The sequence below is a fragment of the Halomonas sp. HNIBRBA4712 genome (assembly GCF_043558675.1).
Lineage (GTDB): Bacteria > Pseudomonadota > Gammaproteobacteria > Pseudomonadales > Halomonadaceae > Vreelandella.
Genome location: NZ_JBIFXR010000013.1, coordinates 1 through 23,344, shown reverse-complemented (window position 1 = coordinate 23,344; position 23,344 = coordinate 1). Strand labels below are relative to the sequence as shown.

The following is a 23,344-nucleotide window of genomic DNA, read 5'->3' as shown; positions in this document are numbered from 1 at the left end:
TTGATGTCAAATGCCCCGCCAAAAAAGCGGGGCATTTTTTTGCCCAAAGCGAGTGCGCGTGCCACCTTTGTCGTAGTAGCGTGATACATTACGCCGAAGAAATCGTAAACGCTTGATATTGCTGCGCTGCAGCAGTAATGAACGAGAAGAGAGCCCCATGACGCAAAGTAAACGCCCCCTGTACATTCCTTACGCCGGTCCTTCCCTGCTCGAGATGCCGCTATTGAACAAAGGCAGTGCGTTTACTCAGAAGGAGCGGCTCGCCTTCAATCTGATCGGGCTACTGCCGCAGAAGGTCGAGACCATCGAGGATCAGCTCGAGCGCAGCTACCGCCAGTACCAGCAGTGCCATAGCGACCTGGACCGCCACATTTTCCTGCGCGCCATCCAGGATGATAACGAAACACTCTACTTCCGCCTGGTCTCGGAACACCTCGAGGAGATGCTGCCGATCATCTACACGCCGACCGTGGGCAAGGCGTGTCAGGAGTTTTCCAACATCTACCGCAACCACCGGGGGCTTTTTATCAGCTACCCGGATCGCGAGCACATGGACGATATCCTGCGCAGCGCCACCAAGGACAACGTTCGGGTGATCGTGGTCACCGACGGGGAACGAATTCTGGGCCTGGGCGATCAGGGTATCGGCGGCATGGGCATTCCGATCGGCAAGCTCGCACTCTATACCGCCTGTGGCGGCATCAGTCCGGCCAACACGCTGCCGATCATGATCGACGTCGGCACCAATAATCAGGCGCTGCTGGACGACCCGATGTACATGGGCTGGCGCCACGAGCGGGTCGGTCAGGAGGAGTACGACGCCTTCATGGCGGACTTCATCGCCGCGGTCAAGCGCCGCTGGCCCAACGTGCTCTTGCAGTTCGAGGATTTCGCCCAGGCCAACGCGGTACCGCTTCTTGAGCGCTACCGTAACGAGCTTTGCTGTTTCAACGACGACGTTCAGGGCACCGCCTCGGTGGTGGTAGGCACGCTGATGGCCGCCTGTCACGCCCGCGAAGAGAGCATTGCCCAGCAGCGCGTGGTGTTCGTCGGCGGCGGCTCGGCGGGCTGCGGTATCGCCGAGCAGGTGGTGGTCGCGATGCAGGCGGAAGGGCTCTCCGAGCGCGAGGCGCGCGAGCGGGTTTACGTGATCGACCGCGAAGGCCTGATGACCACGGACCAGAGCTGGCAGCGCGATTTCCAGCGCCGGCTGGCCCACGACCCCGCCCTGGTGGCCGAGTGGAACGGCCAGGGGCTCGAGGAGACCATCGCCCGGATCAAGCCCACGGTACTGATCGGCGTGTGCGGCCAGCGCGGTATCTTCACCGAGCAGGTCGTGCGCACCATGCACGCCGGCTGCGAGAATCCGGTGATCATGCCGCTCTCCAACCCGACCTCTCAGGCGGAAGCGGTGCCGGAGGACGTGATTCGCTGGACCGACGGCCAGGCGCTGGTCGCGACCGGCAGCCCCTTTGCGCCGGTGGTCTACAACGGGCGCACCTACGCGATCGCCCAGTGCAACAATGCCTATATCTTCCCCGGTATCGGCCTTGGCGTGGTGGCGGCGAAGGCAAACCGCGTTACCGACGAAATGCTGATGAGCGCCTCGCGGGCGCTGGCGCGCGAAGCGCCGCTGGTGAAGGAAGGCAAAGGCGCGCTTTTGCCGCCGCTGTCGCGCATTCGCGAAATCAGCCAGTCCATCGCTTTTGAAGTGGCGGCGACGGCGCAGCACAACGGTGTGGCGCTGACCACCAGCGGCACCCAGCTACGCAAGGACATCGAAAGCGTGAGCTGGGACCCGGATTACCGCGACTATCGCCGTCGCGCCGTGTAACCCTGCACGTAGCGCCATACCTCAGCTCTCGGACCCCAGGCGCCGCGGTTTTTACCGCGGCGCTTTTTTTCATGAGCGGTGTCATGGTCAAAAGCCAAGCATAAAAAAGCCCCCACCGGAGTGGGGGCGCGCAAGCATTGGGCTCTACGCAGGTCGACCGGGCCTAGGCGGCACCGATCATCTTGCGCAGCACGTAGTGAAGGATACCACCGTGACGGTAGTACGCCAGCTCATTCGCCGTATCGATGCGGCATTTCGCTTCCAGCGTGTGCTCCTCACTACCCTGCTTGATGGTGATTTTCACGCTCGAGCCAGGGCTCAAATCGGCCAGACCCTCGATCGAGACCTCCTCGTCGCCGGTCAGCTTCAGGCTCTTGCGATCCTGGCCTTCCGGGAACTGCAGCGGCACCACGCCCATGCCGATCAGGTTGGAGCGGTGGATACGCTCGTAGGATTCGGCGAGCACCGCGCGCACGCCGAGTAGCCGCGTGCCCTTGGCGGCCCAGTCGCGGGAGGAGCCGGTGCCGTACTCCTTGCCGGCGATGACGACCAGCGGCGTGCCTTCCTCCTGATACTTCATGGCGGCGTCGTAAATGGACATCTGTTCGCCGCTCGGCACGTGGCGGGTCTCGCCGCCGACCACGCCGTCGAGCATCTCGTTCTGGATGCGCACGTTGGCGAAGGTGCCGCGCATCATCACCTCGTGGTTGCCGCGGCGCGAACCGTAGGAGTTGAAGTCCACGGGTTTGACGCCGTGCTCCTGCAGGTAGCGGCCTGCCGGGCTGTCCGGCTTGATCGAGCCCGCCGGCGAGATGTGGTCGGTGGTGACCGAGTCGCCGAGCATCGCCAGCACTCGGGCATTCTGGACGTCTTCGGTCGGTTCCGGTTCGCGGCCCATGCCCTCGAAAAACGGCGGGTGCTGAATGTAGGTGGAGTCAGGCCATTCGTACACCTGGCTTTCCGGCACGTCGATCGACTTCCAGGTCTCGTCGCCTTCGAACACCTCGCCATACTCCTTGCGGAACATGTCGGTGTTGACCTTCTCGACCGCCTCGGCGATTTCCGCCTGGGAGGGCCAGATATCCTTGAGATAGACCGGGTTGCCATCGCTGTCTTCGCCGAGCGCGTCGGTGGTCAGGTTGCACTGCACGTTGCCGGCCAGCGCGTAGGCGACCACCAGGGGCGGCGAGGCGAGCCAGTTGGTTTTCACCAGCGGATGCACGCGGCCTTCGAAGTTACGGTTACCCGAGAGCACCGATGCCACGGCCAGATCTCCCGTATTGATCGCCTTTTCGATCTCCTCGGGCAGCGGACCGGAGTTGCCGATACAGGTGGTGCAGCCGTAGCCCACCAGGTTGAAGCCCAGCGCGTCCAGATCGTCGTTGAGTTCGGCGGCGGCCAGGTAGTCGGTGACCACCTTGGAGCCCGGCGCCAGCGAGGTCTTGACCCAGGGCTTGGTTTCGAGACCCTTTTCCCGCGCGTTGCGGGCCAGCAGGCCGGCGGCCATCATGACGCTCGGGTTCGAGGTGTTGGTGCAGGAGGTGATGGCGGCGATCACCACCGCGCCCGGGTTGAGTCGGAAGTTCTGACCATTGTAGGCCACGTCCTGGCTGTCGTTGTGCTCGAAACTGCGCTCAACGCCCACGGCGGTCTGGCCACCTTCCGAGGAGAATTTGCCGGTTTCGGTATCGGCTTGGAGCTTGCCGTCGTTCTCCATCACCTTGTTGAAAGCATCGGGCAGGTTCTTGAGCGATACCCGGTCCTGAGGGCGTTTGGGGCCGGCCAGGCTCGCCTCGACGGTGCCCATGTCAAGGCCCAGGGTGTCGCTAAAGATCGGCTCGTCGCCTGGCTCGCGCCAGAGGCCCTGGGCCTGGCAGTAGGCCTTGACCAGCGCGATCTGGTCGTCGTCGCGGCCGGTGAGACGCATGTAGTTCAGCGTTTCGTCATCCACCGGGAAGAAACCGCAGGTGGCGCCGTACTCCGGGGCCATGTTGGCGATCGTCGCGCGGTCCGCCAGCGGCAGATCCCTTAGGCCGTCGCCGTAAAACTCGACGAACTTGCCGACCACGCCTTTCTTGCGCAACATTTCGGTGACGGTGAGCACCAGATCCGTGGCGGTAATGCCCTCCTGAAGCTTGCCTTCGAGCTTGAAGCCGATGACCTCGGGAATCAGCATCGACACCGGCTGACCGAGCATTGCCGCTTCGGCCTCGATGCCGCCGACGCCCCAGCCGAGCACGCCCAGGCCGTTGATCATGGTAGTGTGCGAGTCGGTGCCGACCAGGGTGTCCGGGAAAGCGAAGGTCTTGCCGTCCTCTTCTTTCGTCCAGACCGACTTGCCCAGGTACTCCAGGTTGACCTGGTGGCAAATACCGGTGCCTGGCGGCACCACCTTGAAGTTATCGAAGGCCTGCTGACCCCAGCGCAGAAACTCGTAGCGCTCGCGGTTGCGCTGCATTTCGATCTCGACGTTTTCATCAAACGCCGTGGCGTGGCCGAACTCGTCGACCATGACCGAGTGGTCGATGACCAGGTCCACCGGCGAAAGCGGGTTGATGCGCGCCGGGTCCTCGCCGAGCTTCTCGACCGCGTCGCGCATCGAAGCCAGATCCACCACGCCGGGCACGCCGGTGAAATCCTGCATCAGTACCCGCGCCGGGCGGTAGCCAATCTCGCGGCTCGATTTGCCCTCTTTCTGCCAGTCCACCAGCGCCTGCAGGTCGTCGTTTTCGACGCTTTCGTCGTCGCCAAAGCGCAGCTGGTTCTCCAGAAGGATTTTCAACGTCTTGGGTAGGCGGTCGATGTCGCCCAGGCTATCGGCAGCCTTGGGCAGGCTATAGTAGGCGTAAGAGTGACTGCCTACCTCCAGGGTGCTGAGCGTATCGGGAATCTTGCTCATTCCATGCTCCTCTCTTATTGCGGGACTTGGCGATGGGTCGCGCGTCACGGTATCGCGCTGTCTAGAGCCTAGCTTATTAATGATAGATGGGTATTTTAGTCCTGGCTTTCAAGTCGCGCTCGGCCAAAGGCCGGCGGCGCCCTTGTAATTGCTTGTACTCGACGCCATTTCAGGCAGACTCTCTTGTCTTGTTGTCGCCGCACGGTTGTTCAAGGGCGGCGAACGGTTTTATTGCGATATAGGTGGTGTCATGGAAACGCGTCACGAACGTTTGATCATTCTGGGATCTGGGCCTGCCGGCTACACCGCGGCGGTCTATGCCGCGCGCGCCAATTTGAAGCCGCTGCTCATCACCGGGCTGCAGGCAGGCGGCCAGTTGACCACGACCACCGACGTAGACAACTGGCCCGGCGAAGCCGAAGGCATTCAGGGCCCGGCACTGATGGAGAAGATGCAGGCCCACGCCGAGCGCTTCAACACCGAGGTGCTGTTCGACCATATCCATGAAGTCAGCCTGGGCGAAAAACCCTTCACCTTGAAAGGCGATAGCGGCACGTACACCTGTGACGCGCTGATCATCGCCACCGGCGCCAGCGCCCGCTACCTGGGCCTGCCCACGGAGCAGCAGTTCATGGGCCAGGGCGTTTCCGCCTGTGCGACCTGCGACGGCTTCTTCTACCGCAATCAGGAAGTGGTCGTGGTAGGCGGCGGCAACACCGCCGTGGAAGAGGCTCTCTATCTCTCCAACATCGCCTCGAAGGTCACCCTGGTGCACCGCCGCGATACCCTGCGCGCAGAGAAGATTCTTCAGGACAAACTGCTGGAGAAGGTCGAGGCGGGCACCATTGCGCTGGAGTGGTTCCAGCAGGTCGACGAGGTGCTGGGCGATGGCAGCGGCGTGACCGGCGTGCGTTTGAAGTCCACGCTCGACGGTACGGTCAAGGAGCTTCAAGCGCCGGGGCTGTTCATCGCCATCGGCCACAGCCCCAACACCGGCATTTTCGAAGGCCAGCTGGCGATGAAGGGCGGCTACATCACCGTCAGCTCCGGGCTCGAAGGTAACGCCACCGCGACTAGCGTGCCCGGTGTGTTTGCCTGCGGCGACGTGATGGATCATATCTACCGCCAGGCGATTACCTCCGCCGGTAGCGGCTGCATGGCCGCACTCGATGCCGAGCGCTTTCTCGACGGCATTGCCTGAGTCAGGCGCACTCGATGCGGGCGCGGTCGACGCGTAGCCGACCGAGTTGACTTAGCACCAGCCGTCGGCCGGTGTCGCCAGCGTTACACAGCTCGAAAGTGCCGTTGAAGCCGCTGGCGTGGCCCAGCGGTGTGTAATGCACCTGGCGCCAGCGGCGGTTGTAGCGCACCCGGCTTTGCGGGTGCGGCTCGAACACGCGCACCAGGCGCCGGGCGCGGCCTTCACCGGCGGGCAGGATGACTGCCAGCGGCCGGCTCCAGTCGTCGTCGCAGCGGCGCGCCGCGTCGAGCGGGCAAACCACCACGCGGGTACGCTGAGTGATCGCGGTATTGCGCGCCAGCGCAAAGGCCTGCTGGAAGCGATTGGCTTCGCTCTTCAGCGCGGCGCTGTGGCCAACGGCGCGCAGCGGCGATAGCGAACCAAGGGCAAGAAGACCCGCCAGGGCTAACGCCACCAGCAGCTCGAGAAAGGTAAAGCCGGAACGACAAACGTGGGCGCGCGCGGCGAACATGGCATGATCCTCTTGACCTCTTTCAAGGCTAAAGGTCGCCGGGAGTGCGTATAGTGGGTTTCATCGGAGCCGGGCGTAGGTAAAAGGATACAGCTAGCGTGAGTGATTTCTTGATCGTGGGCGGCGGGGTCATTGGCATGATGACCGCGCTACAGCTGGCCGATGCAGGCCAGAACGTGTCGGTGGTCGAGCGCGGGGCGTGCGGTCAGGAAGCGTCCTGGGCCGGCGGCGGGATCGTCTCGCCGCTCTACCCCTGGCGCTACGGCCCGGCGATCTCGATGCTTTCGCGCTGGTCCGAAGGGAGCTACCCCGCGCTTTCGCTGCGCCTTCTGGAAGAGACCGGCATCGACCCGGAGTATCGCCAGAAGGGGCTTTTGTATCTGAGCGTCGAGGACGACGAAGCCGCGCTTGGCTGGGCGCGCTCGCTGGGTAAGCCGCTCGAGCGGGTCAGCGACACCTTCGTGCGCCGCAAGGAGCCCAATGCGGAAAGCGCCGGCGGCGCGCTCTGGATGCCCACCCTGGGCAGTGTGCGCAATCCGCGCCTGGGTCAGGCGCTGCGCGCTCGGCTTCAGGCCATGGCCAACGTCACGCTTCATGAGCATCAGCCCATCACCGGGCTGATCGAGCAGGGCGGCCGCGTGAGCGGTGTCGAAACGCGTACCGGTCGCCACCACGCGGATCACGTCGTGCTCTGCGCCGGGGCGTGGACGGCAACGCTTTTGACATCGATTGGCGTGAAGCTTCCGGTGCGCCCGGTGAAAGGGCAGATGATCGCTTACCAGGCGCCGAAAGGGCTGGTCGAGCGCGTCGTGCTCAAGGATGGGCGCTACATCATTCCTCGCAGCGACGGGCTGCTGCTGGTCGGCTCGACGCTCGAAGAGGCGGGCTTCGACAAGACCACCGATGCCGCCGCCCGCGCCTCGCTCGTGCAGAGCGCCGAGGCGATCGTGCCGGCGCTTGCCGACTACCCGGTCGCGCACCACTGGGCGGGGCTCAGACCCGGCGCCCCGGACGGGCTGCCCTTTATCGGCGCGCTACCGGGCTTTGAATCGCTCTCGCTCAACGCCGGGCACTACCGTAACGGGCTGGTGCTGGCGCCGGCCTCGACGCACCTGTTGGTCGATACGCTTTTAGCGCGCACGCCGCTGATCGATCCTGCGCCTTTTCTGCCCACCCGCGAGCGCCTTGGCTAGTCCGTTTTTACGAGCGCTCCGTCTCCTGAATATAGCGCTCGCGATGGGCCACCGAGCAGAACCATTTGTCGTCGTGGCGCAGCGCTTCGTTTTCCGGCACGTGTACGTCGCACCAGCGACAGCGCACCATGGCGCCGCCTTCGATACGTTCGGGCGGCTTGTCCCGATCGAGCTTGTGCTGGCGGTACAGTCCGTAAAGTTTCAAGCCGACGTAGAACACCAGCGCAAATATGAGTAGCCGAATGATCAACAGGTTCATCCTTTTATTGCTCCCGGGGTGGGAAGAGGGGGGCGCGGTCGTCGCTGCACGAGGCGGAAAGCCCCTGACGGCCCGGCCTTTGCCAGCGCCGCCCCCTTGCGGGACAATGTCGGCTATCCGGGTCGGTTGGAAAGGTGAGCGCCAGGTGTTCGCGCCGCGTCCAAACGCCATGTTTCAAGGATTCTCAAGAGATTTTACCCCCCATGCAAGAGTTAACGCTGGTCATGGCTCAACTCGACCCACTGGTCGGGGATATTGCCGGTAACGCCGCAAGGGCGATCGAAGCCGTGCGCGAGGCGCGCATCGAACACCGGGCGGACGTGGTCGTCTTTCCCGAGCTGTTTCTGACCGGCTACCCGCCGGAGGATCTGTTATTGCGTGCCTCGATGGAGTCGCGCCTGCAAAAGGCCCGCGACACCATGGCCAAAAAGATCGCCCGCGACGTGCTGGTCATCATCGGCTATCCGGGCGTAAGAGACGGCAAGCGGTTCAATCTGGCCGGCGTGCTCTATAACGGCGAGTGGCGCGCGGAGTACGCCAAGCAGGCGCTGCCCAACTACCAGGTGTTCGACGAGCAGCGCTATTTCGAACCCGGCCAGTCGCCGCTGGTGTTCGAACACCAGGGTGTCAAACTCGGGCTTTTGATTTGCGAGGATCTGTGGGTCGATGCGCCGATCGAGGCGGCGAAGGAAGCCGGCGCCGACGTGCTGGTGACGCTCAACGCCTCGCCTTTTCATCAGGAGAAGCCCAGCGAACGGCTGGCGCTATTCGAGCGGCGCGCCCGCGCGGTGAACCGGCCGATCGTCTACGTCAACACCATCGGCGGCCAGGACGAGCTGGTGTTCGACGGCGGCTCCAGCGTGATCGACGCGGACGGCTCAGTGAAAGTGCTCGCTCCCTACTGGCAGGCCGGGCTAATGCCGGTGCGCTTTGTGCGTGAGGAAAGCGGCGCCTTTACTCCGGAGGCCGGCGAGATCGAAGAGACAGTCTCACCAGAGGAGAGCCTATACTGCGCGCTGGTGACCGGGCTTCGCGACTACGTCAACAAGAGCGGCTTCAAGGGCGTGGTGCTGGGGCTTTCCGGCGGCATCGACTCGGCGCTCTCCCTGGCCATTGCGGTGGACGCGCTCGGCCCGCAGCGGGTGCAGGCGGTGATGATGCCGTACCACTACACCGCGGACATCTCGAAAGAGGACGCCGCCCAGCAGGCCGAAATGCTCGGCGTCGAGTACCAGGTCATGCCGATTGCGCCGATGGTCGAGGCGTTCACCGAGACGCTGGCGGAGAGCTTCGCCGGCGCCGAGCGCGACACCACCGAGGAGAACCTGCAGTCGCGCTGTCGCGGCGTGCTGCTCATGGCGATCTCCAACAAGAAGGGGCTGATGGTGCTCACCACCGGCAACAAGAGCGAGATGGCGGTGGGCTACGCCACGCTCTACGGCGACATGGTCGGCGGCTACAACGCCATCAAGGATGTCTACAAGAGCTGGGTGTACAAGCTTGCGCGCTGGCGCAACACCCAGTCGCCGGCGGTGCCGGAGCGCGTGATCACACGCCCGCCGAGCGCCGAGCTCGCGCCGGATCAGCAGGATAGCGACTCGCTGCCGGATTACGACGTGCTCGATGCGATTCTCGGCCGCTATATCGAAGGCGACCTGAGCGCCGAGGCGATCATTGCCGAGGGCTTTAGCGAGGCGGATGTCTACCAGGTGGTGAAGCTGGTAGACCGCTGCGAGTACAAGCGCCGTCAGGCGCCGGTGGGCGTGCGCGTCACCGCCCGCGGCTTCGGGCGCGACCGCCGCTACCCGATCGTCAACGGCTGGCAGCCCGGCGACTGATCGCGCGGCTAGATGTCCAAGTGGATAGAAAAACCAACGCGCCGAACGCTTTGAAAAGCGTTCGGCGCGTTGGGATCGAGCCGTTCAATGAAGCGGCGGGTGGCTTTTTACGAGCCGTGCTTGGGTACGAAGCGGCCGCCGCGCAGCTGTTCGTGGTTCGGCGCGTTTTCGCGCAGCACTGCGAGGACTTCCTCGGCGCGGTCGTTCATGCCCAGCCCCTGGTAGCCTTCGACCATGGTCGCCAGCGCGTCGCGGGTGGCGTTAGCCTCGGGGAAGTTCTCGATCACCCAGCGCCCGCGCTCGACGGCGGCGAGATAGGCGCCGCGGCGCAGGTAGTAGTCCGCCACGTGCAGCTCGTGCTGGGCCAGAAGCTCGCGCAGGTAGATGATGCGCTGCTGGGCGTCCGGGGCGTACTCGCTTTGCGGGAAGCGCTGGATCAGCTCGCGAAAATCGTTGTAGGCGTCTCTTGATGCGCCCAGGTCGCGCTTGGAAATGTCGATCAGACGCAGCCGCTCGAGGCTGAAACGCCCGGCCTGCCAGGCGGAGAGCCCGCGCAGGTAGTAGGCGTAGTCCACCTGGGGGTGATCCGGCTGCAGGCGGATGAAGCGGCTGGCCGCGGCGCGCGCCTCTTCCCAATTGCCGTTTTCGTAGTAGGCGTAGATCAGCTCCAGCTGGGCCTGCTCGGCGTGGGCGCCGAAGGGGTAGCGGGTGTCCAGCGCCTCGAGGCGCTCGATGGCGATGGGGTAGCGGTTATCCTCGAGCGCGGTGCGGGCAAGCTCGTAGAGCTCGCGCTCCTGCACGTTGGAGAACTCGCCTTCGTCCTGCTCGGCGTCGTTGTTGCCGCTGCTGGCGCAGCCAGCCAGCAGGGCCAGGCTCAAGGCTACGGCGCTAAAGCGGTGGGCAGTGGAGAAAACGCGCATCATCATCCTCGTTGCAAACAAGCCTCAATCACCGAAAAGCGAAGATGGCCATAAGTAGAAATGGTAGAATAGGTCGCAATTGGCCCACTATAAAACACCTTGGCGCAAAACGCAGGCATCGCCGCGTTGTACCGGGTGTTCGCGTCTCGAGAGGTTTGGCATGTCGCACATCATTGAAGCCACCCGCCAGGTGCCGGCGTCGCTTGCAGGCGCCCGCTTGGACCAGGCCGCAGCGGAGTTGTTCAACGAATACTCCCGCGAGCGGTTGAAGACGTGGATCAACGGCGGCGAGCTGACCGTGGATGGTGAAACCGCCAAGCCCAAGGCAAAGCTGCACGGGCTGGAAACGCTGTGTCTGAACGCCACCCTGGAAGAGGATACCCGCTTCGAGGCCCAGGACATTCCGCTCGAGATCGTCTTCGAGGACGACGCGGTAATCGTGCTGGATAAGCCCGCGGGCATGGTGGTTCACCCGGCGGCAGGCAACCCGGACGGCACGCTTCTGAACGCGCTACTTCATCATTGCCCGGCGCTTGCTGAAATACCCCGCGCCGGTATCGTTCACCGCCTCGACAAGGACACCACGGGGCTCATGATGGTGGCCAAGACCCTGACCGCCCAGACCCGGCTGGTCGAGCAGCTCCAGGCGCGCAGCGTTTCGCGCCAGTACGACGCGGTGGTGATCGGTAAGCCCGTCTCCGGCGCCACGGTGGACGCGCCTATCGGCCGCCACCCCAAGGATCGCAAACGCCAGGCGGTCACTGCTTCCGGCAAGCCGGCGGTGACCCACTACCGCGTGGTCGAGCGCTTTCGTGCCCACACCCACGTGCGCTGCCAGCTCGAAACCGGGCGCACCCACCAGATTCGCGTGCACATGGCCCACGCCCGCTATCCGTTGATCGGCGACCCGCTTTACGGCGGGCGGCCCAAGCTGCCCCCGGGCGCCGGCGAGTCGCTCAAGGAGGTGCTGCGCGAGTTTCCCCGCCAAGCGCTGCACGCGCGCAAGCTGAGCTTCATCCATCCCCTCACCGAGGAGACGATGACCTTCAGAGCGCCGCTTCCCGACGAGCTTGTGATGCTGCTGGATTACCTGCGTGACGATAGCGAGACGATGCGATGAGCGATGCCATCGATTTACACCCCACGCTTTTGCAGCCGGACTGGGCGGCGCCAGCGAACGTGCGCGCCTTTGTCACCACCCGCGAAACCGGGCCGAGCCAGGGCGATTTCGCCGCGTTCAATCCGGCGGATCATGTGGGCGATCACCCGGATCACGTGGCGCTGTGCCGTCGCCAGCTGCAAAAGGAGATCGGCGACGAGCGCCCGCTTTTGTGGCTCGACCAGATTCACGGTGCCCGGGTGCAGCAGAGTTTTCAGCCAAGCCCGCCGAGCGCGGACGCCTCGATCGCCACCTCCGCCGAGTACGCTTGCGTGGTGCTCACCGCGGACTGCCTGCCGGTATTCTTCTGCAACCGTCAGGGCACGCAGGTGGCGGTGGCCCACGCCGGCTGGCGCGGGCTTGCCAGCGGTGTGCTGGAGGCAACCGTGGCGGCGATGAACTGCGATGCCGACGATCTTCTGGTGTGGCTGGGCCCGGCGATCTCCAACGCCCAGTTCGAGGTCGGCCCGGAGGTGTTTGGCGCCTTCGTCGGCGCCCAGCCGGAAAGCCTGGAGGCCTTCGAGCACAGCCCCTACCGGCTCAACCACTATATGGCCGATCTCTACCGGCTGGCGCGCTTTCGCTTGGCCACGCTTGGCGTTCACCACATCAGCGGCGGCCACTTCTGTACCGCCTGCGAGTCGCGCTTCTACTCCTACCGGCGCGACTCGGGCCGCACCGGGCGCATGGCGAGCGTCATCTGGCTCGATCGCGACCTCATCTAAGTGAAATGTAAGCAAAAGCGAATTTAACGCCGCAGGACCTCTTGAAAGCGCTCTGACCCGGCACCATTTAATTTGTCAAGCCAAACCTTCTGGCAAATTGAAAACCGTTCAGGGCCACGCCGCGCGTCCAAGTGCGCGGCCACCCCGGGAGAAAGCCATGCGATTCGATAAATTCACCGCCAAGCTCCAGTCCGCCATTGCCGATGCGCAGTCGCTTGCCGTCGGCCAGGGCCACAATCAGCTCGAGCCGGTCCATCTTTTACTCTCCTTGCTCGATGCCCGGGATACCGGCATTAAGGCGCTCGTCGAGAAAGCGGGCGGCGCCAGTTCACGCCTTCGCGACGCGCTCAAGCGCCAGCTCGACGACCTGGCCAAGGTCAGCCAGTTCGATGGCGACGTGCAGCCCTCCCGCGAGCTGGTGAAGCTTTTCAACCTGACCGACCGCGAAGCGCAAAAGCGCGGCGATCAGTTCATTGCCAGCGAACTGGTGCTGCTCGCCGCCTTCGACGCCGGCGGCGCGGCGGCCAAGGCGCTGAAAGAGGCGGGGCTCACTCGCAAGGCGCTTGAAAGTGTGATCGAGAGCCTGCGCGGCGGCGCGAGCGTGAGTGATGCCAACGCCGAGGATCAGCGCGAGGCGCTCGACAAGTACACCCTCGATCTCACCCAGCGGGCGCTGGACGGCAAGCTCGACCCGGTGATCGGCCGCGACGACGAGATTCGCCGTACCATTCAGGTGCTGCAGCGGCGTACCAAGAACAATCCGGTGTTGATCGGCGAGCCCGGCGTGGGCAAGACCGCCATCGTCGAGGGCCTCGCCCAGCGCATCGTCAACGGCGAGGTGCCGGAAGGGCTCAAGGAGAAGCGCGTGCTGTCGCTGGACATGGGCTCGCTGCTCGCCGGTGCGAAGTTTCGCGGCGAGTTCGAGGAGCGCCTGAAGGCGGTGCTCAAGGAGCTCGCCCAGGAAGAGGGTCGGGTGATCCTGTTCATCGACGAGCTGCACACCATGGTCGGCGCCGGCAAGGCGGAAGGGGCGATGGACGCGGGTAATATGCTCAAACCCGCCCTTGCCCGGGGCGAGCTGCACTGCGTGGGCGCGACCACCCTCGACGAGTACCGTCAGTACATCGAAAAGGACGCCGCGCTCGAGCGCCGCTTCCAGAAGGTGCTGGTCGACGAGCCCTCGGAAGAGGACACCGTGGCGATCCTGCGCGGCTTGAAGGAGCGCTACGAGGTGCACCACGGCGTGGCGATCACGGACTCCGCGATCATCGCGGCGGCCAAGCTCTCGACTCGCTACATCACCGACCGCCAGCTGCCGGATAAAGCGATCGACCTGATCGACGAGGCCGCCTCGCGCATTCGCATGGAGCTCGACTCCAAGCCCGAGGAGATGGACCGCCTCGACCGTCGCCTGATCCAGCTCAAGATGGAGCGCGAGGCGCTCAAGAAGGAGACCGACGAGGCGAGCAAAAAACGCCTCGAGGCACTGAACGACCACATTCATGAGCTCGAGCGCGAGTACGCCGACCTCGATGAGATCTGGAAGGCGGAAAAGGCCAGCATCCAGGGCGCGGCCCAGTTCAAGGCGGAACTCGAGCAGGCGCGCACGGATCTCGAACAGGCCCGCCGCCAGGGCGATCTGGGCCGCATGTCGGAGATCCAGTACGGCCGCATTCCCGCGCTCGAGAAGAAGATCGAGGAGAGCGGCGAAGGCGAGGCGGATACCGCCAGTCACCAGCTTCTGCGCTCCAACGTCACCGAGGAGGAGATCGCCGAGGTCGTCTCGCGCTGGACCGGCATTCCGGTTTCGAAGATGCTCGAAGGCGAGCGCGACAAGCTTCTGCGTATGGAAGAGGCGCTGCACGAGCGGGTCATCGGCCAGAACGAGGCGGTCGAGGCAGTGGCCAACGCGGTGCGCCGCTCGCGGGCGGGGCTTGCCGACCCGAACCGGCCCAACGGCTCGTTTCTGTTTCTCGGCCCGACCGGGGTGGGCAAGACCGAGCTTTGCAAGTCGTTGGCCAACTTCCTCTTCGACACCGAGGAGGCGATGGTGCGCATCGACATGTCCGAGTTCATGGAGAAGCACTCCGTAGCACGGCTGATCGGCGCGCCTCCCGGCTACGTCGGTTTCGAGCAGGGCGGCTACCTGACCGAAGCGGTGCGCCGCAAGCCCTACTCGGTGCTGCTGCTCGACGAGGTGGAGAAGGCCCACCCGGACGTGTTCAATATCCTATTGCAGGTGCTGGAAGACGGACGGCTGACCGATGGCCAGGGTCGGACGGTGGATTTTCGTAACACCGTGATCGTGATGACCTCGAACATGGGCTCGGACATCATCCAGCGTATGGGCGGCGAAAGCGGAGGCGACGCGGGCTACGAGGCGATGCGAAGCGCGGTGATGGAGGTCGTGGGCAATCACTTCCGTCCGGAGCTCATCAATCGCATCGACGAAGTGGTGGTGTTCCACGCCCTTGGCCAGGCGCAGATCCAGGCGATCGCCTCGATCCAGCTCGAGCGCTTGAAGGCGCGCCTGGCCGAGCACGGCCTCGGCCTTGCGATCAGCGACGAAGCCATGGCGCAGCTCGCGGTGGTGGGCTTCGACCCGGTGTTCGGGGCGCGCCCGCTCAAGCGCGCGATCCAGAGCCGCATCGAGAACCCGCTGGCCCAGGATCTGCTCGCCGGCAAGTACGCCCCCGGTGATACCGTGCATATCCGCGCCGAAGAAGATCACCTGCTTTTCGACTGATCGCGCCGATGGAGACGGCCCGCCGCTTGCGGCGGGTTTTTTTGCGCACGGGCGGTATAACGAAAGCGCCCGCCCCTCGATGGCCGAAGGGCGGGCGCAGGTCTTGCAGCGCTTACAGCCTGGCGCTACTCGCGGCTTGCTTTCAGCGCCGAGCGGGCGCCTCTAGCGTCGCGCTCCGTTGCCACCTCGGCGGCGGTGACCGGCTCGGCGGCGTTGCCCCAGCTGTTGCGAACGTAGGTCAGCACGTTCGCCACTTCCTCGTCAGAGAGCTTCCAGTCAAAGGCCGGCATACCCGCGCCGGTGGGGTTGGCGTAGGTATCCGGGCCTTCGGCACCCTTGAGCACCACTTGCAGCAGGCTCGCCGGGTCCGGCGCATTGACTTGGGAGTTGCCTACCAGGCTCGGGATCATCTGGCGCACCCCTTCGCCGTGGCTAACGTGGCAGGCGCTGCACTGGGTGGCGTAGATCGACGCGCCCTGACGCATGGCGGCCTCCCCGGCATCGAGCGGCTGCGGCGCCGTGTGGCTGCTTTCCGGCACGCTCTGCAAGTAGGCGGCGATGGCACTCAAATCCTCGTCGGTCATGTACTGGGTGGAGTTCTCCACCGCTTCGCGCATGGGACCGGCGGCGACGGCGAACTCGTTGGTGCCGGATTTGAGGTAGTCGACGACCTGCTCAGAGCTCCACTTGCCCAGCCCCGTGTGGGCGTTGGGGGTCAAATCCGGCGCGTGCCAGCCCTGCAGGGTGGCGCCTGAGAGCGGCTCGCCGCTGTTGGCGCCCAGCGCGTTCTTGGGGCTGTGGCAGGCGCTGCAGTGGCCGGCGCCCTCCACCAGATAGCGCCCACGCTCGACCGGGTCCTGGCTCTGGGCAAGCTCATTGGCGGTGGCCTCTTCGTGGAAGAACAGCAGGTTCCACCCGGCCAGCAGCCAGCGCTGGTTGTAGGGGAAGGGGAACTGGTTCTCATTGACCTCGTGCTCGACCGGCTCGATGGTCTGCATGTAAGCCCACAGGTCGCTCACGTCCTGGTCTGATAGCCTGGCGTAGGCGGTGTAGGGCATGGCCGGGTAAAGATAGCCGTTGCTGCCCTGGCCGTGGCGCAGCGCCCGGTCGAAGTCGGCAAGCTCCCAGCCGCCGATGCCGGTCTCGTCATCCGGGGTGATGTTGGAGGCAAACAGCTCGCCGAAGGGCGTCTCCAGGCCGTAGCCACCGGCGAAGGGCGCTTCGCCCGGCACGGTGTGACAGGCCACGCAGTCGGAAACGTGGGCGATGTACTCGCCCCGGGCGATCTTCTCCTCCAGCGCCTCGGCGCTTGGGTCGGCATCCGCCTGGTCGATCGGCGCGATCGAGCGGTTGAGATCGTACAGCACCGCGGCCACGAACACGGCCAGCGCCACCACGCCAAGCAGCAGTAGGGTCGTTATCCAGCGCATGGGTTTGGTCATGGCTTAGCTCCTCACCAGCGGGCCGGGGTTTTGCAGGTAGTCGTCGATGATCGCCCGGGCGGTCCAGATGGTCAGCGCACCCAGGGTCACCGTCGGGTTGTAGCCGGCGTTGTTGGGGAACGACGAGGCGCCGAGCACGAACAGGTTGTGGGCGTCCCAGTGCTGCTGATAGCGGTTGAGCACCGAGGTATTGGGGTCGAGCCCCATGACCGCGCCACCGGTGGTGTGGGAGCTGTCGAAGCCGGTGTAGGGGCTGTAATGGTTCTCGGCAAACGATACCGCGCGAATGTGGCGCACCCCCTCGATCTGCTCGGCGATATCGCGGCAGCGGTCGCGAATGAACGCCCCGGAGCGCTGGTCGTTGAGGTTGTAGTCGTAGGTCATGCGCAGAAGCGGGTTGCCGTGACGATCCTTGTAGGTCGGGTCGAGATCGAGGAACTGGTCGCGGTGGGAGTGGCTGGTGCCCTGGCCCTGGATCATCGCCCAGTTCTGGTAGGCGTGCTGAAACGAGCGCTTCCAGCTCGAGCCCCACTGTTTAGCGCCTTCGGGAAGCTCGGAGGAGAGCCCGATGGGAAGCCCGGCGTTGGAGAGCGCCTGGATCCCTGCCCCGCCAATGAAGCCAAGACCGGTGTGGTCGAAATTGTCGCCGTTGAAGTCGTCGATCTGGGTGGCGAGAGCGCCGGTGTTCATGAACGGGTTGAGGCGCTCGTTCTCGAAGTGCAGGAACGCGTAGCTCAGGGTCTGGAAGCTGTAGGCGCGGCCCAGGGTGCCTTCACCGGTGCGGTGGTCGTACATCTGACCGAACTCGGAGAGCATTAGAAGGCGCACGTTGTCGAGCTGGTAGGCGGCAACGATCACCATATCCGCCGGCTGAAAGCCGGTGTGGCCGTCGGCATCGACAAAGGTCACGCCGGTCGCGGTCTGGCCGTCCCGGGACTTCTCGATCCGCGTGACCTCGCACTGGGTCAGCATGGTGAAGTTTTCCCGCCGGGTCAGCGCCGGCATCACGCAGGCGTTGGGCGAGGACTTCGACCAGTTGCCGCAGCCGTAGAGCTGGCAGTAGCCGCAGTAGGTGCAAGGGGCGAGGTTGATGCCCAGGGCGTTGGTGTAGGCGGACCCCAGCGTGCCGGCGGGTACCGGGAAGGGGTGATAGCCCATTTTTTTGGTGGTGTCGTCGAAGATGTCGTTCCAGCGCGAACGCACCAAAGCCGGAGTGGGGAAGTGGTCGCTTCGGCTGCCCTCGAAGGGGTTGCCGCCGGGCTGGCGCTCGCCGTTGACGACTCCGGCGGTGCCGGCGATACCGGCGATCTTCTCGAAGCGATCATAAAAGGGTTCGAGTTCGTCGTAGGTGATGCCCCAGTCCTGGGCGATCAGCCCGTCGACGAACTGCTCGCGGCCGTAGCGCTCGGTGATGTGGCTCTCGAGCTGAAAGTCGGTGGGCAGAAAGCGCCACGCCGCCGCCGCCCAGTGGGTGCCGGCGCCGCCCACGTTCATACCCAGCGTCCAGTTGTTCCACTCGCGCCCGGGCAGGGCAGTTTGGCTTGCGTTGTTACGAACGGTGTAGGTCTCGACGGCGGGCGGCTGGAGAATCTCCTTGCGCACCGAGTACTTGAGCTCGTCCGGGTCGGTGGTGGTGGGGAAGTCCTTGCTGGTCTCGCGCCAGGCGCCGCGTTCGACGGCGACGACGTTGAGGCCGGCTCGGGTCAGCTCTTCGGCCATCACCGAACCTGACCATCCCAGGCCCACGATGACGGCGTCCGCCTTGGGTCGTTGATAATCCATGGTAACTCTCGATTAATATCGGGCAATAAATATGGGGCGATCAGTGCCGGGTAGGCGCGTCAGGTGATGTCGAGCAGGCTGATGGGCTTGAGGTCGATCACCTCGCCCTTGCGCTCTATGTAGTCGCGGTAGTCGTAGCGGGCGCCGGGAAATCCGACCATCTTCCAGCCGGCCATGTCGCGGTTGCCGCCGTAGATCGGGTCGGCAAGAAACCCCTCCTTGGCGTTGCCCAGAAGCAGCGCGAAAAACTCGGCGGCGTCGATGGCGTGAAAGCGCCACTCGCCGGCCTCCATCTTCTCCAGGTAGGCGTCCTGCTGCTCGGCGCAGAGCTCGATGAAGGCTTTGCCCAGGCGTTGGCGGCAGTGCTCGTCGAGGGCCGAAAGTCCGGCGCGGTAGATCTCGGCGGGGGTGGTCAGGGTCTGGGTGCCCTGCGCCGGGGTGCCGAGCTTAACCGGCCCGAGGGTGTAGCGCGAGGCCGCTTGGCCGTAGGGGCCGGCAAGCTGGTGATCAATGAAGGTAACGCAGCCGGCCTCGGTGGCAGAGACCGACAGCTCGTCAGCGGGAATCAGTCGGTCGAAAATGGCGCTCACCAGCCGCGCTTCGCGCTGGGAGAAAAACACCCGCTCGTCGGAAGTAACCGGGTCGGGGAGCGTGGACTCTTCGGCGTGCCAGGGTTCTCCCCCACGAAACTCCTTGGCGACGCCAACGGGGGAAAAGATGGACGCCGTAGTGGCCGTACTCAGCAGGACCATGCCTGCCTTGACGACTTCTCTTCGCTGCATGGTAGTGGGCCTCTTGCTGGTCGTGGCGGTCTGGAACCGTCGCCTTTTTTTGGATATGCAAAGCGTTATTTGATGAGATTGTTTGCATATAAACCTTATCACGTTATTTAGCACGCTAACATGTAGCACGCCGTCTCTTTGGTCATATCGTTATTCAAGATGCGCGGCGGATAACCCCGGGCGGGCGGTTGACAGCTTCCGGGCGTTAATGGAACCTTATGGGTTCCTGATATGCGGACGCGGAACCCACGGGCCACCCCCTATCCCCGCGTGAAGGGTAGGCATTTGCCTTTACCCGCCGAAGGACTTCCGGGTCCAGGTCAACCGCCTGGCTCGGCCAACGCCCCGACGCGGTGAACCGCCGCGATAGGAAACGGCTTTTTTGGCCTTTTCCGATGAGAGTGCAGGCCCTAACCGGGCCGTATGCCAGGGTTTGGCATCAGGTGTCGGCATCGCCGGCAGCGGCATACCGCCGCACTCGACACCGCATCGCTGCGGATCGCACTCGAGACCTTTAGGGGAGAATTACTGTGGAATTGCTTTCCGGCGCAGACATGATCGCCCGCTTCTTGAAAGACGAGGGCGTTGAGTACATCTATGGGTATCCGGGCGGGGCCGCGCTGCATATTTACGACGCGCTCTTCCGTCAGGACGACGTCAAACACATTCTGGTGCGCCATGAGCAGGCGGCGACCCACGCCGCCGATGGCTATGCGCGTGCCTCAGGCAAACCCGGCGTGGTGCTGGTGACTTCCGGGCCCGGCGCGACCAACGCGGTGACCGGTATCGCCACCGCCTACATGGACTCCATTCCGATGGTGGTGCTGTGCGGTCAGGTCATGAGTCACCTGATCGGCGAGGACGCCTTCCAGGAGACCGATATCGTCGGCGTGACCCGTCCGATCGTGAAGCACAGCTTCTCGATCCGTCACCCTTCCGAAATTCCCGACGTGCTGAAAAAGGCGTTCTATCTCGCCTCGACCGGCCGCCCGGGCCCGGTGGTGGTCGATATCCCCAAGGACATGACCGCCCCCACCGAGCGCTACGAGTACGTGTACCCGAAAAAGGTCAAGTTGCGCTCTTATAATCCGGTCAGCCGCGGTCATACCGGTCAGATCAAGAAAGCCGTGGAGCTGATGCTCAAGGCCAAGCGCCCGGTGTTCTACACCGGCGGCGGCGTGGTGACCGGTCGTGCCAGCGAAGGCCTGACGGATCTGGTCAAGAAGCTCGGCTTTCCGATCACCACCACACTGATGGGCATTGGCGCCTACCCGCAAAGCGACAAGCAGTGCCTGGGCTGGCTCGGCATGCACGGCTCTTATGAGTCCAACATGGCGATGCACCACGCGGATCTGATCATCGCCATCGGCGCGCGCTTCGACGATCGTGTGACCAACAACACCTCGAAGTTCTGCCCCACGGCGAAAATCGTTCATGTCGACGTCGACCCGAGCTCGATCTCCAAGACCGTGCGCGCGGACGTGCCGATCGTCGGCCCCGCCGCCGGTATCATCGACGAGATGATCAGCCTGGTGCAGGGCCGCACGGTGGAAAACCCCGAGGCGCTGACCCAGTGGTGGGAGAAGATCGACGGCTGGCGCTTTGAGCGCGATGGTAAGCTCTACGAACCCTCGAAAACCGGCGAGGCGCTCAAGCCTCAGGAAGTGGTCGAGGCGGTTTGCCGCGTCACCCGCGGCGAGGCGTTCGTCACCACGGACGTGGGCCAGCACCAGATGTTCGCCGCCCAGTACTACAAGTTCGACAAGCCCAACCGGCTGATTACCTCCGGGGGATTGGGCACCATGGGCTTCGGTTTCCCGGCGGCCATGGGCATCAAGAAGAGCTACCCGGATGACGACGTGGTGTGCATCACCGGCGAAGGCAGCTTTCAGATGATGATGCAGGAGCTCTCCACCTGTAAGCAGTACGGGGTGGGGGTCAAGATCGTCAACCTGAACAACCAGTCGCTTGGCATGGTGCGCCAGTGGCAGGACTTGAACTACAAGTCGCGCCACGCCCACTCCTACATGGAGTCCCTGCCGGACTTTCACCTGCTGATCGAGGCCTACGGCTTCACCGCGATCACCGTGACCACGAAAGAGGAGCTTTTGCCTGCGCTCGAGCGGGCGTTTGCCGACAAGCACGAGCTGGTGTTTCTCGACATCAAGGTCGACCCCTTCGAGCACGTCTACCCGATGCAAGTGCCGCTCGGCGCGATGCGTGACATGCTGCTGTCCAAAACGGAGCGTACCTGATGCGTCATATCATCTCGATTCTGCTGGAAAACGAACCGGGTGCGCTATCACGTGTGGTGGGCTTGTTTTCGCAGCGTAACTTCAACATCGAAACTCTCAACGTGGCGCCGACGGAGGACCCGTCGCTGTCGCGCCTGACGGTCACGACCATCGGTGACGACCGGGTGATCGAGCAGATCACCAAGCACCTCAACAAGCTGATCGACGTGGTCAAGCTGGTCGATCTGACCGAAGGCAACCACATCGAGCGCGAGCTGATGCTGGTCAAGGTGAAGGCGCTGGGTGCTGCCCGCGACGAGGTCAAGCGCACGGTGGATATCTTCCGCGCCCAGGTGGTGGACGTTACGCCGAGCCTCTATACCGTGCAGATCACCGGCGACGCCGCCAAGCTCGATGCCTTCCTGCAGGCCATGGCGCCGGTAGGCATTCTCGAAGTGGCGCGCACCGGGGTATCCGGTATCGCCCGAGGCGACAAGGTGCTGTCGCTTTAAGGTAGGGTCGCTTCAAGACAGAACGCTCACGACTGGCCGCCCTCCGGGGTGGCCTTTTTGTGCGCGCTTGCCGGCGGGCTCGCCGACCGTGGGCTCGAGTGCGTGGGTGAGCGGTGTTTCGAATGGGCGTTGAAAGAGTAGAGTAGCGGGTATCGCTGCCTCGATAGCCCTGGTCGCGACCCGGGTAGCGTGTAGAATGAAACCCTGTCACTCACGATTTCACTTAGGGACGACGAACATGACTCAGGATGCGCGCGACCAGGAGCCAGGCCATACGCCGCCGCCTTACAATCCTCACACCGATACCGACGCGGTCAGTAACGAGGATCTCGCCACGGCGTTTCTGCGTGAAACCGAAGTGGTCGAGGAGGCCGTGGAGGATGGCCAGAAGATTCGCCGCAAGGGGATCTATCTGCTTCCCAACCTGTTTACCACCTCGGCGCTGTTCTCCGGATTTTTTGCCGTGGTAGCCGGTATCAACGGTGACTTCAGCGGCGCCGCCGTGGCGATCTTTCTGGCCATGGTGCTCGATGGCCTCGACGGGCGCGTGGCGCGCATGACCAATACTCAAAGCGCGTTCGGCGCCGAGTACGACAGCCTCGCCGACATGATCTCCTTCGGCATGGCCCCGGCGCTGGTGGCGTTCAGCTGGATTCTGCAGGACATCGGCAAGACCGGCTGGGTGGTGGCTTTTCTCTACGTGGCCTGCGCCGCGCTTAGGCTTGCCCGTTTCAACGTGCAGATCGGCAGCACCGACAAGAAGTGGTTCATCGGCCTGCCAAGTCCGTCGGCGGCGGCGGTGGTGGCCGCGAGCGTGTGGACCTTTCACAGCTTCGACGCCGATGCCTTCGGCTTCAAACTCTTGATGCTGGTGCTGGTCGGCGCGGCGGGCATCCTGATGGTGAGTAATATCCGCTACTACAGCTTCAAGGAGCTCGACTTCAAAAAGCCCGTCCCCTTCGTGGTGCTACTGGCGGTGGTGCTCGGATTCGTGATGATCTCCGTCGAGCCCTCGGTCATGCTGCTGCTGCTCTTCGGCGCTTACGTGCTCTCCGGCCCGGTCCATGCCGTCATGCGTAAGGCCAAAAGCTCAAAGCAGAAAAAGAGTATCTGAACCGGATTCATGACGCCTTGATGACGGCGCGATACTTTTTTACAAAAAACTGCTTGCGCTCACGCCGGCCAATCCGTAAAGTACGCATCCGCTGCCGGGGACGCCAAGCGTTTCCAGCGGTGGATGAAGGTGAAAACCTTCGGTTTGTCAGGAAGTTAGCGTGATGTTGAATGCTTTCTTTCCGCGCTGAAAT

General features: G+C 63.9%; 18 protein-coding genes. 10 read left to right on the top strand and 8 right to left on the bottom strand.

Translation table 11 applies throughout. The features are described 5' to 3' along the window. Positions 1–157: 157 nt before the first annotated feature. On the top strand, positions 158–1,834 hold the full coding sequence (locus tag ACGK9R_RS16875) for an NAD-dependent malic enzyme (RefSeq protein WP_394583446.1): 1,677 nt from the start codon (positions 158–160) through the stop codon (positions 1,832–1,834). 163 nt (positions 1,835–1,997) lie between these two features. Here ACGK9R_RS16875 and acnA read toward each other — a convergent pair whose 3' ends face one another. Then, a complete protein-coding gene (acnA, locus tag ACGK9R_RS16870) occupies positions 1,998–4,733 on the bottom strand; it encodes an aconitate hydratase AcnA (RefSeq protein WP_394583444.1) in 2,736 nt (911 codons plus the stop codon). Between the two features lie 250 nt (positions 4,734–4,983). Here acnA and trxB point away from each other — a divergent pair, with 250 nt between their 5' ends. After that, the gene (gene trxB, locus ACGK9R_RS16865) at positions 4,984–5,934 is read left to right on the top strand and encodes a thioredoxin-disulfide reductase (protein ID WP_394583442.1); all 951 of its coding nucleotides are present in this window, start codon (positions 4,984–4,986) and stop codon (positions 5,932–5,934) included. A 1-nt stretch (position 5,935) separates the two neighbouring features. Here trxB and ACGK9R_RS16860 read toward each other — a convergent pair whose 3' ends face one another. Beyond that, a complete protein-coding gene (locus tag ACGK9R_RS16860) occupies positions 5,936–6,445 on the bottom strand; it encodes a GspH/FimT family protein (protein ID WP_394583440.1) in 510 nt (169 codons plus the stop codon). 98 nt (positions 6,446–6,543) lie between these two features. Here ACGK9R_RS16860 and thiO point away from each other — a divergent pair, with 98 nt between their 5' ends. Further along, positions 6,544–7,638: a glycine oxidase ThiO gene (gene thiO / locus ACGK9R_RS16855; protein ID WP_394583438.1), complete on the top strand. Its 1,095-nt coding sequence runs from the start codon at positions 6,544–6,546 to the stop codon at positions 7,636–7,638. 7 nt (positions 7,639–7,645) lie between these two features. On the opposite strand, the gene ACGK9R_RS16850 is transcribed toward thiO, so the two are convergent. Continuing rightward, complete coding sequence (locus tag ACGK9R_RS16850) at positions 7,646–7,897, bottom strand: PP0621 family protein (protein WP_394583436.1); 252 nt, start codon at positions 7,895–7,897, stop codon at positions 7,646–7,648. Between the two features lie 203 nt (positions 7,898–8,100). Between ACGK9R_RS16850 and ACGK9R_RS16845 the strand changes: the two genes are divergently transcribed. Then, a complete protein-coding gene (locus ACGK9R_RS16845) occupies positions 8,101–9,735 on the top strand; it encodes an NAD+ synthase (protein ID WP_394583434.1) in 1,635 nt (544 codons plus the stop codon). A gap of 107 nt (positions 9,736–9,842) precedes the next feature. Here the strand turns inward: ACGK9R_RS16845 and ACGK9R_RS16840 are convergent, their stop codons facing one another. Then, entirely contained in the window at positions 9,843–10,655 is an 813-nt protein-coding gene (locus ACGK9R_RS16840) for an outer membrane protein assembly factor BamD (RefSeq protein WP_394583432.1), read from the bottom strand. Between the two features lie 160 nt (positions 10,656–10,815). Between ACGK9R_RS16840 and rluD the strand changes: the two genes are divergently transcribed. From rluD to clpB, 3 genes are all read left to right on the top strand, one after another. Beyond that, positions 10,816–11,775, top strand: a complete 960-nt coding sequence (gene rluD, locus ACGK9R_RS16835) for a 23S rRNA pseudouridine(1911/1915/1917) synthase RluD (protein WP_394583430.1) — start codon at positions 10,816–10,818, stop codon at positions 11,773–11,775. Beyond that, entirely contained in the window at positions 11,772–12,539 is a 768-nt protein-coding gene (pgeF, locus tag ACGK9R_RS16830; RefSeq protein ID WP_394583428.1) for a peptidoglycan editing factor PgeF, read from the top strand. Before rluD ends, pgeF begins: the two co-directional genes overlap by 4 nt. Positions 12,540–12,696: 157 nt before the next feature. After that, complete coding sequence (clpB, locus tag ACGK9R_RS16825) at positions 12,697–15,285, top strand: ATP-dependent chaperone ClpB (protein WP_394583426.1); 2,589 nt, start codon at positions 12,697–12,699, stop codon at positions 15,283–15,285. Between the two features lie 125 nt (positions 15,286–15,410). Here the strand turns inward: clpB and ACGK9R_RS16820 are convergent, their stop codons facing one another. The 3 genes from ACGK9R_RS16820 to ACGK9R_RS16810 are packed head-to-tail and all read right to left on the bottom strand — an operon-like array spanning position 15,411 to position 19,291. After that, positions 15,411–16,727, bottom strand: a complete 1,317-nt coding sequence (locus ACGK9R_RS16820; protein WP_394583424.1) for a c-type cytochrome — start codon at positions 16,725–16,727, stop codon at positions 15,411–15,413. A gap of 3 nt (positions 16,728–16,730) precedes the next feature. Continuing rightward, positions 16,731–18,509: a GMC family oxidoreductase gene (locus tag ACGK9R_RS16815; RefSeq protein WP_394583422.1), complete on the bottom strand. Its 1,779-nt coding sequence runs from the start codon at positions 18,507–18,509 to the stop codon at positions 16,731–16,733. A 59-nt stretch (positions 18,510–18,568) separates the two neighbouring features. Next, positions 18,569–19,291, bottom strand: a complete 723-nt coding sequence (locus ACGK9R_RS16810) for a gluconate 2-dehydrogenase subunit 3 family protein (protein WP_394583420.1) — start codon at positions 19,289–19,291, stop codon at positions 18,569–18,571. A gap of 530 nt (positions 19,292–19,821) precedes the next feature. On the opposite strand from ACGK9R_RS16810, the gene ACGK9R_RS16805 reads away from it, so the two are divergent. The 3 genes from ACGK9R_RS16805 to pssA all read left to right on the top strand — a co-directional run bounded on the left by ACGK9R_RS16805 (position 19,822) and on the right by pssA (position 23,151). After that, a complete protein-coding gene (locus tag ACGK9R_RS16805) occupies positions 19,822–21,546 on the top strand; it encodes an acetolactate synthase 3 large subunit (protein WP_394583418.1) in 1,725 nt (574 codons plus the stop codon). Then, complete coding sequence (gene ilvN / locus ACGK9R_RS16800) at positions 21,546–22,037, top strand: acetolactate synthase small subunit (RefSeq protein WP_394583416.1); 492 nt, start codon at positions 21,546–21,548, stop codon at positions 22,035–22,037. Before ACGK9R_RS16805 ends, ilvN begins: the two co-directional genes overlap by 1 nt. A 238-nt stretch (positions 22,038–22,275) precedes the next feature. Continuing rightward, positions 22,276–23,151, top strand: coding sequence for a CDP-diacylglycerol--serine O-phosphatidyltransferase (gene pssA, locus ACGK9R_RS16795; protein WP_394583415.1), 876 nt, complete (start codon positions 22,276–22,278; stop codon positions 23,149–23,151). A 7-nt stretch (positions 23,152–23,158) separates the two neighbouring features. On the opposite strand, the gene ACGK9R_RS16790 is transcribed toward pssA, so the two are convergent. After that, the coding region (locus ACGK9R_RS16790) for a hypothetical protein (RefSeq protein WP_394583413.1) at positions 23,159–23,344 on the bottom strand (186 nt) is incomplete at its 5' end.

Bases quoted from the DNA above. Each gene is read 5' to 3' on its own strand.
- ACGK9R_RS16875 (WP_394583446.1), top strand. From the start codon at position 158: ATGACGCAAAGTAAACGCCCCCTGTACATTCCTTACGCCGGTCCTTCC.
- acnA (WP_394583444.1), bottom strand. From the start codon at position 4,733: ATGAGCAAGATTCCCGATACGCTCAGCACCCTGGAGGTAGGCAGTCAC.
- trxB (WP_394583442.1), top strand. From the start codon at position 4,984: ATGGAAACGCGTCACGAACGTTTGATCATTCTGGGATCTGGGCCTGCC.
- ACGK9R_RS16860 (WP_394583440.1), bottom strand. From the start codon at position 6,445: ATGTTCGCCGCGCGCGCCCACGTTTGTCGTTCCGGCTTTACCTTTCTC.
- ACGK9R_RS16850 (WP_394583436.1), bottom strand. From the start codon at position 7,897: ATGAACCTGTTGATCATTCGGCTACTCATATTTGCGCTGGTGTTCTAC.
- ACGK9R_RS16845 (WP_394583434.1), top strand. From the start codon at position 8,101: ATGCAAGAGTTAACGCTGGTCATGGCTCAACTCGACCCACTGGTCGGG.
- ACGK9R_RS16840 (WP_394583432.1), bottom strand. From the start codon at position 10,655: ATGCGCGTTTTCTCCACTGCCCACCGCTTTAGCGCCGTAGCCTTGAGC.
- rluD (WP_394583430.1), top strand. From the start codon at position 10,816: ATGTCGCACATCATTGAAGCCACCCGCCAGGTGCCGGCGTCGCTTGCA.
- pgeF (WP_394583428.1), top strand. From the start codon at position 11,772: ATGAGCGATGCCATCGATTTACACCCCACGCTTTTGCAGCCGGACTGG.
- clpB (WP_394583426.1), top strand. From the start codon at position 12,697: ATGCGATTCGATAAATTCACCGCCAAGCTCCAGTCCGCCATTGCCGAT.
- ACGK9R_RS16820 (WP_394583424.1), bottom strand. From the start codon at position 16,727: ATGACCAAACCCATGCGCTGGATAACGACCCTACTGCTGCTTGGCGTG.
- ACGK9R_RS16815 (WP_394583422.1), bottom strand. From the start codon at position 18,509: ATGGATTATCAACGACCCAAGGCGGACGCCGTCATCGTGGGCCTGGGA.
- ACGK9R_RS16810 (WP_394583420.1), bottom strand. From the start codon at position 19,291: ATGCAGCGAAGAGAAGTCGTCAAGGCAGGCATGGTCCTGCTGAGTACG.
- ilvN (WP_394583416.1), top strand. From the start codon at position 21,546: ATGCGTCATATCATCTCGATTCTGCTGGAAAACGAACCGGGTGCGCTA.
- pssA (WP_394583415.1), top strand. From the start codon at position 22,276: ATGACTCAGGATGCGCGCGACCAGGAGCCAGGCCATACGCCGCCGCCT.